The sequence below is a fragment of the Arthrobacter sp. D3-18 genome (genome assembly GCF_054408525.1).
Genome location: NZ_CP096440.1, coordinates 4,095,231 through 4,108,706, shown reverse-complemented (window position 1 = coordinate 4,108,706; position 13,476 = coordinate 4,095,231). Strand labels below are relative to the sequence as shown.

Here is a 13,476-nt window from a genome sequence, read left to right as displayed (position 1 = left end):
TTCGCATGACCCAGCTAGCGGAGGCAGCCCGGCGCGTACCCCTGAACCGTGAACGCGTGCTTAGCGCCGCCGTCACGCTTGCAGACGACGTGGGTATCGAGTCGCTCAGCATGCGTCGTCTCGCCCAGGAACTAGGCGTTGTTCCGATGGCTCTCTACAAGCACGTTGCTAATAAGGAAGAACTCCTCGGCGGTATGGTGGACACCATTGTTGGCGAAATCGGCCCACCTGTACCGGATGTTCCATGGAAGTCTGCTGTCCGGCTCCGGGTCCTTTCGGCCAGGCAGGTGCTCCTGCGGCATCCTTGGGCGCGCCCTGTGATCGAGACCCGCACTGACGTGACCCCCGCAGTCCTCGGGTACATGGACGGCTTCGCTGGGATGTTCTTGGCGGGCGGATTTTCGGTGGATCTCACGCACCACGTCATGCATGCCATGGGCAGCCGAATGTGGGGTTTCACCCAAGAAGTCTTCGATGACTCTGCGGGGCAGGCTGGGAACCAGCAAGCACAAGTGCCGGCGGAAGTCCGGTCCGCCATGGCCCGCCAGATGGCCGATAACTTTCCAAATCTCTTCAAAATTGCTGCAGCGGCAGCGCATGACGACGATTCCGTGGTCGGGAACGGCTGCGACGACCAATTCGAGTTCGAGTTCGCACTGGACCTCCTCCTGGACGGCTTCGAACGACTCCATCAGCAGAACTGGACATCAGGCGGGGGCAGGAACAATTGACTACGGCGACTGACGAAGGAGTCGGGTTCCGTTCCCGGCGCGGACCCATACTGATTGCGCTGATGCTCGCAACGGGCTTGGTGGCGATCGATGCCACCATAGTTGCCACGGCAGTGCCGTCCATTGTGGAGGACATCGGCGGGTTCGCCTCGTTCCCTTGGCTCTTTTCCGCCTACCTGCTGGCGCAGGCGGTTTCCGTGCCTGTTTACGCCAAGCTCTCAGACGTAGTAGGCCGAAAGCCGATCATCTTGGGTGGCATTGGTCTTTTCCTGCTTGGCTCGATTCTCTGTGGGCTGGCTTGGAGCATGCCTGCGCTCATTGCCTTCCGAGTGCTCCAGGGGCTCGGGGCCGGCGCAGTCCAGCCTGTGGCGATCACGATTGCCGGCGATATCTACACGCTTGCAGAGCGGGCAAAGGTCCAGGGATATTTGGCCAGTGTGTGGGCCGTTTCTTCCGTAGTGGGACCAACTCTGGGAGGGGTCTTTGCGTCCTTGGGAATCTGGCGGTGGATCTTCCTCATCAATATCCCGCTGTGCCTGATCGCTGCTTGGATGCTCCTCCGTACATTCCACGAGAACGTTGAGCGCACCAAGCACCGCATCGACTACGCGGGAGCCGGACTGCTGACGATTTCGTTGAGCCTGCTCATCCTCGGAGCCCTCCAGGGCGGTCAGGCCTGGCCCTGGGATTCGCCGATCAGCTTCGCCGTCTTTGGCGGAGGGGCATTGCTGTTCGTGGTGTTTCTTTTGGTGGAAAGGAAAGCAGCGGAGCCGGTCCTGCCACCTTGGGTTGTCTCCCGCAGGTTGCTGGCGACGACGGCGATGGTCGCTTTCGGTGTAGGCGCGGTCATGCTTGGCATCACAACTTACGTCCCGACGTTCCTGGAAGGGTCCTTGAAGACCTCACCCCTTCTGGCCGGGCTCGCGTTGGCGGCGCTGACCATCGGCTGGCCCATCAGCGCGTCGCAAGCCGGCCGTTTCTACCTCCGGATCGGGTTCAAAAACACGGCCATCATCGGCATTGTGATTACCGTGATCGGTTCGGCTGTCCTGGCCCTCACTGCCCCGACGCCCAACATTCTGCTGGTGGCAATGGCATGCTTCATCGTGGGGCTCGGACTGGGGCTGGTGGCAACGCCTAGTCTCATTGCCGCCCAAACCAGTGTCGACTGGAATGAGCGCGGCGTGGTCACAGGAACCAACCTCTTTGCACGTTCAATCGGCAGCTCCATGGGTGTTGCGGTTTTCGGCGCCATTGCCAACGCTATCTACGCCAACGGCCCCAGCGGCGGTCCCGATCCGCAAACTACAGTGCACGCGTCCACTGCCGTCTTCCTGGCTGTGCTCGTCAGTGCCGTCCTTACTGTTGTGGCGGTCCTTGTGATGCCCGCCGACGACGGAACGCACAGGACCAAAGAACGGGCGCAGAAGCCCAGCTCGGAACCTGCCAACGACTAGTCTCGAACGTATGGAAGAACTGATCGTCGGCACCCTGGAAAAGTTGTTTGAAGGAACCGTCTGGGCCGAGGGCCCTCTGTGGATTCCCCAGTCGCAGACCGTTCGCTGGAGCGACATCCCCAACAACAGGATCCTTGAGTACGCTCCTGCCACCGGCGCGACGCGCGAGTACGCCACCGGCGTCGAATACACCAACGGCCGGACTCTTCACCCGGACGGCAGCGTGGTGCAGTGCAGCCACGGCCGCAGGCGCGTAGAGCGGGACCACGACGGCGTGGTGACGCCGATGGTTGACGCGTTCGGCGAGCATCGGCTCAATTCGCCCAACGACGTTGTAGTTGCCGGCGACGGCACGGTTTGGTTTACCGACCCTCCCTACGGAATCCTGCCGGGGACGATTGAAGGACACGAGGGAGAGCAGGAATACGGTGGCTGCGACGTCTTCCGTTTAGACCCCGAAAACCAGGAAATCACTGCCGTGATCACGGATCTGGTGCACCCCAACGGCCTCGCGTTTTCCCCGGATGAATCGCTTCTCTACGTTTCGGACACGGCGGGCCGGAGCCGTGGAGTGCCGTTCCGGATCGCCGTCTATCCCGTGGCGGATGGCGCGTGCGGAGAGGGCAGGACTTTTGTTGAGCTCGAGGACGACGCGGCTTCGGACGGGTTCAGAGTGGACGTCGAGGGCAGGGTGTGGACGTCCGCAGGACCATCCGTGCGTGTCTATGCGGCCGATGGAACCCTGCTAACCGCGGTCGATGTTCCGGAAAAGGTGTCCAATCTTTGCTTTGGCGGGGTTGACGGACATGACCTCTACATCACGGCCACGACGTCCTTGTATAGGGTCCGGACATCGACGCGGGACACGACCATGAGAGTAATCTGAAAACAGCATCAGCACTGCGATCGAGGGAGTGAATGTGTCCGGAAGCAACCCCGACCCGTATGAGGACAAAATCACCGGCTTGGAGCCGGGTGGGGGAGTGCCCCCTGGAGAAACTCCTCCCGGCGAATCCTCTACAGCCGGTCCCCAAGGCCATGACGAGGGCGGCCCCAGGAAGGGCACGCAGTTCCTGTGGCTCGCAGCCATCGGTGCCGGCGTGCTGCTCACGCTGCTGTTCTTCATCGGCTATATCGTCGGCTTTTTCGACTAGGGCGGAGATCAATCAAGCCGAGTTCAGCCACGGCAGCCCGCTCGTCGAAAAGCTCAGCGGCAGTAGCGTCCATCTTCCGGCGGCTGAAGTCGTTCACCTCCAGGCCTTCCACAATCTCCCAGTTTCCACCTGAAGTAGTCACCGGGTATGAATAGATGAGACCTTCAGGCACCCCATAGGAGCCGTCGGATGCAACGGCCATGGAAACCCAATCGCCCTCGGGTGTCCCAAGCAGCCAGTCGCGGGCTGCGTCGATGGTTGCCGACGCTGCTGATGCCGCAGAGGACGCGCCCCGGGCATCGATGATCGCTGCGCCTCGACGAGCAACCGTGGGGATGAAGTCGTTCTCGATCCAGTCCTGATCGTTCACCACCTCGGCCGCGTTCCGGCCCGCAACCTCTGCGTGAAAGATGTCCGGATACTGCGTTGCGGAATGATTGCCCCACACGGTCATTTTGCGGATATCCCCGACCCTGACTTGCGTCTTTTTAGCAAGCTGTCCAAGGGCGCGGTTGTGATCCAGCCGGGTCAGGGCGCTGAATCGCGCGGCAGGGATGTCCGGGGCGTTGCTCATGGCAATCAAGGCGTTGGTGTTGGCCGGGTTGCCCGTCACGCCGATTCTGACGTCGTCGGCTGCCACCCGGTTCAGCGCCTGGCCTTGTGCTGTGAAAATGGCACCATTGGCACTGAGCAGATCGCCGCGTTCCATGCCCTTGGTACGCGGACGGGCGCCCACCAGCAAGGCAAGGTTGACGCCGTCGAAAATATGGTCGGCGTCATCGCCGATTTCCACCGAGTCGAGGGCGGGAAACGCGCAGTCATCGAGCTCCATCACCACACCCTCAAGTGCCTTCAACGCGGGCGTGATCTCCAGGAGCCGGAGTTGCACGGGAGTATCGGTGCCAAATAGGGCACCACTAGCGATCCGGAAGAGGAGGCTGTAGCCGATCTGGCCGGCTGCTCCGGTCACAGCGATCTTGATGGGCGTGCTCACGTCACGTTCTCCTTGCTGATCTGTTGTACCCGATGGGCTTTGGAAGCTTTATGTCATGGTGCCACAGGGAGAGGTCCACCCGCTGAACAACGCAGTTAGCGCGAGTTGGTCATCATAATTTCCGATGCGGTTGTGCGGTTTTATTCGCTATGCAGATGCACTTTGTGCACGTGAGAATGAATTAACCGTCACAGAAAAGGGCCACAGCGTCCGTCATTCCAGCCGATGCTCCCAACGACGGGAGCGGCAACGGGGACGATACCTTATGTCGTTCGCCGTCGATGCGCGCTGTGACCTTTCGCCATATAGGAGATCACATGTCAATCCAAGAGGTTGAGGTCCTCGTCGTAGGGGCAGGCCAAGCCGGTGTAGCGATGAGCGAGCACCTGAGCGAGCGGGGAATTCCCCACATCGTTCTGGAACGCCACCGCATTGCCGAGCGGTGGCGCTCCATGAGGTGGGATTCCCTGGTTGCCAACGGGCCTGCCTGGCACGACCGCTTTCCGGGCTTGGAATTCACCGACATCGAGCCCGGCTCTTTCCCCTCCAAGGAGCAGGTAGCCGATTACTTCGTGGCGTATGCCGGGAAGATCGGTGCGCCCATCCGCTGCGGCGTGGAAGTAAAGTCCGTGCGCAGGAACGTCGGTGCGCCTGGCTTCCACGTGCAGACATCCGATGGGGAGTTCAACGCACGCTACGTCGTAGCCGCCACCGGGCCGTTCCAACGTCCGGTGATTCCCGCCGTCGTTCCCGAAACCGCCGGACTCATGCAGATGCACTCAAGCTCGTACCGCAACCCTGGCCAGCTGCCCCAGGGTGCCGTCCTGGTGGTCGGGGCTGGTTCCTCAGGCGTGCAGATCGCCGCGGAGATCCAGCGCTCGGGCCGGCAGGTATACCTCTCGGTTGGACCGCATGACCGTCCTCCGCGGAACTACCGGGGACGGGACTTCTGCTGGTGGCTCGGGGTCCTCGGCAAGTGGGACGCCTCCACTCCCGCTCTGGGCGCCGAACACGTGACTATCGCTGTCAGCGGGGCAGACGGCGGACACACCGTCGATTTCCGCGCGCTCGCCGAGAACGGGATCAAGCTCGTGGGACGGACCACAGCGTTCCAGGACGGCACAATGCGCTTCGCGGACGACCTCCGGACCAACATCGCGAACGGCGACGCGCACTACTTGGAGTTGTTGGACGAAGCTGACGCGTACGTTGAACGCAATGGCCTGGATCTTCCTGAGGAACCCGAAGCCCGTTTCCTCAGGCCGGATCCGGAGAGCCTCACCAACCCCATCCGCGAGCTGGACCTCGCCGCGGCCGGAGTCACCTCCATCGTGTGGGCAACAGGCTTCGCAGTGGACTACAGCTGGCTTCAAGTGGACGCTTTCGATGACAACGGAAAGCCGTTGCAGCAACGCGGTGTCTCCACCGAGCCTGGCGTCTACTTCCTGGGTCTGCCATGGCAGTCACGCCGTGGATCCAGCTTCATCTGGGGCGTCTGGCACGACGCCAAGTACGTAGCCGACCAGATCACCATTCAGCGGAGCTACCTGGTCCACAACGAGCAGGATGCGCTGGTGGCGAGCGGCGCCGTCTGACGCTAGAGCCGCAAAAGGGGACCACGCCAGCAGGCGTGGTCCCCTTTTTGTGGTTGGTTTTAGCCGAGCCCCGCAAGCGACCTGGCCGAAAGAGCCGCCTCCATTTTCTGCGGGTCAAGCAGTCCGCGCTCGACCACCAACTCGGCAATGCCTCGCTGGGTTGCGAGGGCCTCCTTGGCCAGCTCAGCCGCAGTGGCGTACCCGATCAAGGGTGCCAATCCAGTGACCACGCTGATGGACTCCACCATCCGTTGCTGCAGCATCTGCGTATTCGCCGTGATGCCGTCCACGCAGTGCGTCCGGAGCTGGCGGCAGGCGACACTGAGCCAGGCGATTGACTCGAGCAAGGCGTCAGCAATGACAGGCTCGAAGGCATTGAGTTGGAGCTGCCCTGCTTCCACGGCCATGGTCACGGTGGCATCCGCGCCGATCACCCGGAAGGCAACCTGGTTGACCATTTCCGGGATGACCGGGTTGACCTTCCCGGGCATGATGGAGGACCCGGCCTGCACTGCGGGCAGGAAGATCTCTCCAAACCCCGTCTGCGGGCCGGAGGAAAGTAAACGGAGGTCGTTGCAGATCTTGGACAGCTTCACTGCCGCCCTTTTCAAGACGCCGGAGACGAGCATGAAGACGCCGGTATCACTTGTTGCCTCAACGAGGTTGGTCGCAGAGGTGAGCTGCAGGCCGGTGATGGAACTGAGCTCGCTGATCACCGCTTCCCGGTAGCCGGGGGAGGCGGTGATGCCGGTCCCTATGGCCGTGGCTCCAAGGTTTGATTCCCGCAAGTGGGGAAGGAGTTCAAGAAGCCGGTGGCCATCCTCCCGGAGGGTGTCTGCAAAGGCCCCGAACTCTTGTCCCATGGACATGGGCACCGCGTCCTGCAGTTGCGTGCGGCCCACTTTGATGATGCCGGCGAACTCCGCGGCTTTGGCGTCAAATGCCTGGATGAGCTTGGAGTGCTCCGCGCAGAATTCCGTTATTTCCCGCTGCAGTGCAATCTTGATGGCCGTCGGATAGACGTCGTTGGTGAACTGGCTACGGTTCACGTCATCAATGGGATGCAGCGCAGAGTAGTCTCCCTTGCGGCGTCCCATCAGCTCCAGTGCCCGGTTGGCGATCACCTCGTTGGCGTTCATGTTGGTGCTTGTCCCGGCCCCGCCTTGGATGGTGTCCACAACGAACTGGTCATCCAAGAGGCCATCCATGACTTCCAAGGAAGCCTTTTGGATTGCGGCGGATTTGTCCGGATGAAGGAGGCCCAGGCTTTCGTTTGCCCGTGCTGCTGAGTATTTCACGGCACCCAGGCTCCAGATGAGGGAACGCAGGGTGCCGATGGTTCGTCCGCTGACGGGGAAGTTATCCACGGCCCGGTGCGTGCTGATGCCCCAGTAGGAAGCCTCGGGAACGTCCGCGTCCCCGAGGCTGTCGTGCTCTCGTCGTACTCCCGGGCAGGGAGAAGATTCTTGTTGTGTCATGGTCCTGTTCCTGGAAATGCTCCCAACACCGGACACCTGGCTACGTTGCCAGGTAGTCCAGTGCCGTGAGCGCCAAGGCGGCTGCGCCGTCGTGAATGGCAAGGTTGGCTGCGTCACCGACGCAATGCGCGGCGAACTCGGGTTGGTGGTTGGCCGCCGGGAAGCAGCCAAGTCCTATATAGGGGTGGATTGCCGGAACCACTTGGGAAACATTCCCCATGTCCGTGGAAGCCCGGTTCATGGTGGCTTGCTCAGGCGGGGCGTTGAAGTCGCGGCCAAGAGCCTCCGCATGCTTCACATATAGCTCCAGTGCCCGCTCGTCCGTGCGGAACTCCGAGTAGGGTTCCGATTCCGGAGTCACAGACAACTCGCAGCCGGACGCCAAAGCCCCGGCTTCGAAACACCGCTGGACGCGCTCCTCAAGCTCACCCAATCGGGCAAGTGATTCTGCACGGACGTACCAGCGGCCCTCTGTCTTTTCCGGTATGGCGTTTGGTGCTTCGCCACCTCGTGTCTGGATTCCGTGGACCCTGGTACCGGGAGGCAACTGTTGGCGGAGGAGGCCCAACGCCACCTGCGCAACAATGAAGGCGTCATTGGCATTGACGCCCTGATCGGGATAGGCAGCGGCGTGGGCTGATTTGCCCCTGTATTCCACATGATTGTGGGCCACCGCGTAAGGGCGGGCCTCGGCGGAGTCGACGGGGCTGGGATGTGCCATCATGGCAAGGTCCAGGCCGCGGAAGGCGCCCTTTTTGAGCAGCTCGATCTTTCCGCCACCGCCTTCTTCTGCCGGGGTTCCGTAGAGTTCCACGGTGAGGTCATGCTCGGCAGCGAACTGGGCCAAGGCCACTGCGGCACCACATGAGATAGCCGTGATGATGTTGTGGCCGCACGCGTGGCCCAGGCCTGGAAGGGCATCGTACTCAGCCATGAGTCCAACGCGGCGGGAGCCCGTTCCGAAAACAGCACGGATCGCAGTGGGGAAGCCCAGGTACTTCCTTTCCACCTCGAAGCCGTGCGCGGACAGGTACTCCGCGGTCCAGCCGGCGGCACGATGTTCCTGCCAGCCGAGTTCAGGATTGGCGTGCAAGGTTTCGGAGAGATGGATCAGCTGCGGCTGCTGCTCGCTGACGGAATACAGCACCCGTTGGCGCTGAACCGCTGGAGTGGTGGTGGTTGCCGGTTCAGCGCTCATCGCCGGCAACTCCATAACTCACGGAAGCTGCGGGATCCAAGCCGCGGACTACGTAGTCCTCCCGCTGCGGAAGCCAAACCCCCAGGAGCTCCTCCAGTTGCGCGATCGGGTGGTCATGCCAGTCCACGCGCAGGTCCGTGTCCCTCCAGCCGTGTCCGGACACCACCGAAATGCCGGCCGATCGCACGGGTCCGGCTTCGCCACCGGCTGCCTCGGCCGCTACAAGTGCAGCCATGAGCCGCACTTCAAGTTCTCCGGCCGTGGCTTCGAAGGCGTCGCAGAGGGCCTGAGCAACACCCGGATGAGCCAGCATGTTGCCGGCAGCCACACTGTTGGCACCCCGGCCCTCGCCAAACACGCCAAGGGTATGTTCACCACTGAACACTGCGGATCCGCCGCTTGCGTCCAGGACCACCAGCTGGCGATAGTCCACCGCAGGTGATTCCTGCACGACGGCGTCAATCGCCTCTTGTGCGGAATAGCCGGCTTGCAGTCGGTCGAGCAATGCGGTTCCCAGCCGGGGATCAGTGATGTTCTGGGAGCTGACGGCGCCGATTCCGTCGCGCAGGTGCGCGCACCGGGCAGCGACAGCGGGGGAGGACGAGGAGACGGCTATGCCGAACCTTCCGTGGCTGTCCGTGGCGGCAATACTGAACGTCATGCGCGTCCCTCCGAGGCAGCCGTGGAGATCACTGCAGTAGCGTCGATTTCCACGAGCCATTCCGGGCGTGCAAGAGCTTGGACAACAATTCCAGTGGAAACCGGGAAGACGCCTTTGAGCCAACGGCCCATGGTGCGGTAGACGGTCTCCCGGTAGCGCGGATCCACAAGGTACACGGTGACCTTGACGATATCTTCAAGGCTGCTGCCGGCCTCCTTAAGCAACATGTCGATGTTGGCCATTGCCTTCTCCGTCTGGGCTTCGACGTCGCCGATGCCCACGGACTCGCGTGTCTCAAGGTCTTGCCCGATCTGGCCCCGGAGGTAAACCACCCCGTTGGCCACAACGGCCTGGCACAGATCGTTATCCAAGTTCTGCTCCGGATAGGTCTCTTTCGTGTTGAACGTACGGATACGCTGGTGCTTCATGTCGCGGCTTGCCTTTCAGTTCTTAGACGGTGCTCGTCTTCTTCAGCTTCCTTCGGTGCTCTAAATCTGTCCAACAGTTCTTTTAGAACGATTGCATCGACTTTTCCGATGAATGGCGTAGCCTCTTCTCATGGATGTGACACTCACGCAGTTGCGCTACTTCGTGGAAGCGGCAGCCCAGCTGTCCATGACAGGGGCAGCCGTTCGCCTCAACGTGGCCCAATCAGCAGTCTCGGCGGCCATAGCTCAGCTGGAGCGGCACGTTGGGACCCAGTTCTTCATCAGGCAGCGCTCAAAAGGCCTGGTGCTCACGCCGGCCGGCGAGCTGTTCGTCAGGGACGCCCAAGCCATCCTTGCCCAGGTTGAGGAGAGCATTGACCACGCACGCGGAGAACACCAAAGCGTCTCCGGGAGGATCCGTCTTGCCTGCTTCAGCACGCTGGCGCCTTTCCTGCTGCCCGGAGTCCTGACCAAACTGCGGGAAGACCACCCCGCCCTCGAAGCGGAAGTCATCGAAACCGACACTTCGGGCTGCATCGCCGCATTGCTCAGCGGGCAGGCGGATTTGGCGCTGTGCTACGACCTCGACCTGCCCGACGCGATAGCCAGTTCGGTAGTGGATACCGTCAGGCCCTATGTGGCACTTCCGCCAGATCACAAGCTGGCAGGGTCAAAGGCAGTTCAGCTATCCGCATTGAGCGGTGAACCCTTCGTGCTGCTGGACCTGCCGCACACCCGCGACCTCATGCTCTCCATCGCCAGGCTCGGTGGCCGGGAGCCCGACATCAGGTTCCGTTCGGCCAGCTATGAAACGGTGCGAACTTTCGTAGCCCGGGGCCTCGGCTATTCCATCCTTCACCAGCGGCCACAACACCAGTTGACGTACGACGGCGGCCAGCTGGCCGCCGTCGAAATCCGCGACGACGTGCCGGAACTGAAGACAGTTCTGGCGCACCTTAAGTCCCATCGCCCCACGGCAAGGGTGCGGGCGGTAGCTCAGGCGGTGCGGCACCAAATCGTTGCTGCCCGCTCGGCCCGAAGCTAGGCCGGATGTTTCCGGACAGACAACCGCGCAAGCACACGCTCTACCAGATGCCGCTGCCGTGAACCAGTGACGGCATCCGGATCCAGCATGGAGGTGACATGCAGGCCCATCATGACGTTCAGCAGCTCATCGGCAACGGCGTCCGGGTCCGCCAAAGGTTCGCATTCGCCGTCGTGCTCTGCTTGGGCAAGGAAACCCATCACCAGCCCACGCCAGTGCAACAGGGCCTCCCTGCCGACGGAACGTAGCGCGTCCTCCGTCTGCGCACGCTGCCAGAACGAGACCGCAACGCGGGCTTCCACCACGGTGAGGGGGTCGGCCGGGATGATTTCCAGGCATAACCTCCGAAGGGCTGGAAGCCCGCGCCGCCCCGTGACGCCAGCCGCGATGCGTTCGTTGGTGCGTTCGCAGATCAATTCGTAGGAGGCCAGCAGCAGTGCGTCCTTGTTGGGAAAATAATGGGCCAGCACGCCCGGTGCCGCGTAGCCGCACTCCCGGGCGATGTCCCGCATGCTGGCGTTCTCAATGCCCTGCTCAGCAATCAGCCGCCACGTGGTCTCGATGATGGAACGCCGGCGTTCATCGTGATCAACCAAGCGGGGCATGCTGCTCCTTTAATTCGGGCGGGTGGCCATGGCGGGACCGTGAGCACCCTACCACTGCGGGAACGCCGGGGCGCGCTCCCGCAATGGTGGGCACGGACGAACCCGTCAGTGTCCGCAGGAGCCGCCGCTTTGCTCGGCAGGAGCGCAGTGCCCGGCGGCAGGCGATGGCACGTTGAGCGTGGGGTTCTGGTCAAAGAAGCCGTGCGGTTTCAGCGTGAAGCCGGTGGTGTCAACGGGCATGATGGGCCAGTCCTCGGGTCGGGGGAAGTGGGTCAGGCCGAATGAGTGCCACACCACGAGGTCCTGGCCATCAATGTCCCGGTCCTGGGCCACGTAGCTGGGAAGCCCGGCACCTCCTGGATGCTGGTTGACGAAGTCGCCTGCGGCGTAGAGCTCGTCCTCGGCGTGCTGCGTGACCCACAGGTGGTGTTTGGCAAAAGCGGCCCGCGAGGCAATGGAGGAATCATCGGCCATTGCCAGTGTGGGGTTGCCCTCCGGGTAGAGGGTGTAGCCGACGGGGTGGCCCAGGTGGTTCAACGAGTCGGGGTTGCTGATGTGCCACACCCTTCCCTTGGTGCCGTCGGCGTCGCGGATCGCCTCCGATTCACGGGCCAGCACTGTGCGCTTCTGGGTGAAGGCGTTGCCGTGCGGGTTTCCGGGTCCCTTGGGAAGGCGCACCAGGTCCAGTTCCTCAACCCGGTTCGTGTCGCCGTCGATCATCATGTCCAGCCGGGCGCTGAAGAGGTGCTGGTGGTAAGGGGCGCCGAGGCCCGGGGCGATCTCCGAGGCGTAGGCATAGTCCTTGTCCGGGAGCGCTGCCGTGAACACAATGCCGGTCGCCTTCGCCTCAAACTCGATGGTGCCGTCCAGGTAGAGGTACCAGTAGAAGCCGTAATCGTAGTTGCCCACTGTGGTGAAGAAGGAGACCACCAGCCGGCGGTTGCGCCGAACCTCGTTGGAGCCGGCCCACTCGTCCGTGTGCTTCCAGAGGATTCCCGCGTCTTCCTCGTGGATGCAGATGCCGTTCTCAATGGTGCGGGGGTTGCCGAAGTCGTCGGCCACCACGGGGGACATGTACGTAATGTCACCCAGGCAGTCGCACCCCAGCTTGAGCGAGTTGGCGTCCCGGCCCACCAGGTACTCGCCGGAATCAAAGTAGTTCTGCCAGCTCCGATACGGGGACGGATCGCCATACGGGACCACCATTTCGGAGATGGACGCGCGGTGGACCACTGGCCGACGCCGGCCCTGGTGCGAGTGGTGCAGCTGGTGGAGCACCAATCCTTCGCGGGCGTCGAAGCCTACGCGTAGGTCCCACCCTGCCCACTGCAGGTGATTGCCCTCCAACGTGAAGCTGGGACCGTCTGGCTGGGTGATTTCTATCGGCTTCAAGTCCGTGCGGAGCTCGCCGTGAATTGTGGGGTCGGTGTAGTTGCCGTTGACCTCCGGTACTGGCAACGGGCCGTCGTCGATCAAGTGGTTGACTCGGCGGTTTTCCACATCAACGAAGGCCACCAACCCGTCAATCGGGTGGGCCCACGGGTGGTCCGCGGCGTGGTCCTGGCGGAATCCCAGGCCGCGAAGAAGCCGTTTGCCTTCCTCGTTCCCGTACTCAAAGACCCCTGCCGACAGGGGAGCGACGCGGACCTGCGCCGGGGTCAGCCCGCGGCTGGCCAGTGCTGCGTTCCACTGTGGATCTACAGCCAGGATGTCCTCGATGATCCCGAATTCCTCAAGCAGAACGGGCAACTGGCCATCGATTGCGGGGTTGAGTTCCCGCGTATCAAGGATGAGTCCTGTGGTCAGGGACAGCCTGACATCGAGGGAACGCGATAGCGCGGCGTCCCAGAGCATGGTCCGGACCAGGCGAGGGGCATCTGCGGCATCTCCCTGAAAAGCGGTCTTGGGCGGTTCGATCAGGCCGAGGTAGGCGAAGCGGGTGGTCTCTGCGACGAGGCCGGCCTCTGCCAGGATCCGGCGGGCCTGGTGGATCTCCTGTGCCGAAAGCTGCTCAAGCGGATGCTGCCCCAGCGGAGCCTGCGTCGTTGCGGCCAAGGGGGTGGTCTGAAGGGTCATGGCACTTCCTGAAGTCGATTTTTGATGGTACAACTGTTCAACCAACGCTTTGAT

Annotated in this window: 13 protein-coding genes; 6 read left to right on the top strand and 7 right to left on the bottom strand. The window is 62.5% G+C overall.

The features are described 5' to 3' along the window. Window positions 1-5 precede the first annotated feature (5 nt). Genes M1D89_RS21220 through M1D89_RS21205 form a run of 4 tightly spaced genes read left to right on the top strand, consistent with a single transcriptional unit; the run spans window position 6 to window position 3,342 of the window. Window positions 6-731, top strand: a complete 726-nt coding sequence (locus tag M1D89_RS21220; protein WP_498646719.1) for a TetR/AcrR family transcriptional regulator C-terminal domain-containing protein — start codon at window positions 6-8, stop codon at window positions 729-731. After that, a complete protein-coding gene (locus M1D89_RS21215) occupies window positions 728-2,188 on the top strand; it encodes an MFS transporter (protein WP_498646717.1) in 1,461 nt (486 codons plus the stop codon). The genes M1D89_RS21220 and M1D89_RS21215 overlap by 4 nt, the downstream gene beginning before the upstream one ends. A 10-nt stretch (window positions 2,189-2,198) precedes the next feature. Then, window positions 2,199-3,074, top strand: coding sequence for an SMP-30/gluconolactonase/LRE family protein (locus M1D89_RS21210; protein ID WP_498646715.1), 876 nt, complete (start codon window positions 2,199-2,201; stop codon window positions 3,072-3,074). A gap of 34 nt (window positions 3,075-3,108) precedes the next feature. Next, window positions 3,109-3,342, top strand: coding sequence for a DUF6480 family protein (locus M1D89_RS21205; protein ID WP_214815640.1), 234 nt, complete (start codon window positions 3,109-3,111; stop codon window positions 3,340-3,342). Here M1D89_RS21205 and M1D89_RS21200 read toward each other — a convergent pair. Continuing rightward, window positions 3,311-4,336 (bottom strand): malate dehydrogenase, encoded by a 1,026-nt coding sequence (locus M1D89_RS21200; RefSeq protein ID WP_498646712.1) that lies wholly within the window; start codon window positions 4,334-4,336, stop codon window positions 3,311-3,313. The two genes, M1D89_RS21205 and M1D89_RS21200, sit on opposite strands and share 32 nt — an antisense overlap. 317 nt (window positions 4,337-4,653) lie before the next feature. Here M1D89_RS21200 and M1D89_RS21195 point away from each other — a divergent pair, with 317 nt between their 5' ends. Next, window positions 4,654-5,931, top strand: a complete 1,278-nt coding sequence (locus tag M1D89_RS21195) for a flavin-containing monooxygenase (RefSeq protein ID WP_498646708.1) — start codon at window positions 4,654-4,656, stop codon at window positions 5,929-5,931. Window positions 5,932-5,990: 59 nt separating this feature from the next. Here the strand turns inward: M1D89_RS21195 and M1D89_RS21190 are convergent, their stop codons facing one another. Genes M1D89_RS21190 through M1D89_RS21175 form a run of 4 tightly spaced genes read right to left on the bottom strand, consistent with a single transcriptional unit; the run spans window position 5,991 to window position 9,696 of the window. Next, window positions 5,991-7,409 carry an aspartate ammonia-lyase gene (locus M1D89_RS21190; RefSeq protein WP_498646706.1) on the bottom strand — a complete coding sequence of 473 codons (1,419 nt, stop codon included), beginning with the start codon at window positions 7,407-7,409 and terminating at the stop codon, window positions 5,991-5,993. 40 nt (window positions 7,410-7,449) lie between these two features. Beyond that, window positions 7,450-8,607, bottom strand: a complete 1,158-nt coding sequence (locus tag M1D89_RS21185; RefSeq protein ID WP_498646704.1) for a M20 family metallopeptidase — start codon at window positions 8,605-8,607, stop codon at window positions 7,450-7,452. Beyond that, window positions 8,597-9,268 (bottom strand): DUF1028 domain-containing protein, encoded by a 672-nt coding sequence (locus tag M1D89_RS21180; RefSeq protein ID WP_498646702.1) that lies wholly within the window; start codon window positions 9,266-9,268, stop codon window positions 8,597-8,599. Before M1D89_RS21180 ends, M1D89_RS21185 begins: the two co-directional genes overlap by 11 nt. Next, entirely contained in the window at window positions 9,265-9,696 is a 432-nt protein-coding gene (locus M1D89_RS21175; protein ID WP_498646700.1) for a RidA family protein, read from the bottom strand. The genes M1D89_RS21180 and M1D89_RS21175 overlap by 4 nt, the downstream gene beginning before the upstream one ends. A gap of 130 nt (window positions 9,697-9,826) precedes the next feature. Between M1D89_RS21175 and M1D89_RS21170 the strand changes: the two genes are divergently transcribed. Next, window positions 9,827-10,741 carry a LysR substrate-binding domain-containing protein gene (locus M1D89_RS21170; RefSeq protein ID WP_402936733.1) on the top strand — a complete coding sequence of 305 codons (915 nt, stop codon included), beginning with the start codon at window positions 9,827-9,829 and terminating at the stop codon, window positions 10,739-10,741. Here the strand turns inward: M1D89_RS21170 and M1D89_RS21165 are convergent. Next, window positions 10,738-11,346, bottom strand: a complete 609-nt coding sequence (locus tag M1D89_RS21165; RefSeq protein WP_498646697.1) for a TetR/AcrR family transcriptional regulator — start codon at window positions 11,344-11,346, stop codon at window positions 10,738-10,740. The genes M1D89_RS21170 and M1D89_RS21165 overlap by 4 nt on opposite strands. 105 nt (window positions 11,347-11,451) lie before the next feature. Continuing rightward, window positions 11,452-13,422 carry a primary-amine oxidase gene (locus M1D89_RS21160; RefSeq protein WP_498646695.1) on the bottom strand — a complete coding sequence of 657 codons (1,971 nt, stop codon included), beginning with the start codon at window positions 13,420-13,422 and terminating at the stop codon, window positions 11,452-11,454. Window positions 13,423-13,476: the final 54 nt, after the last annotated feature.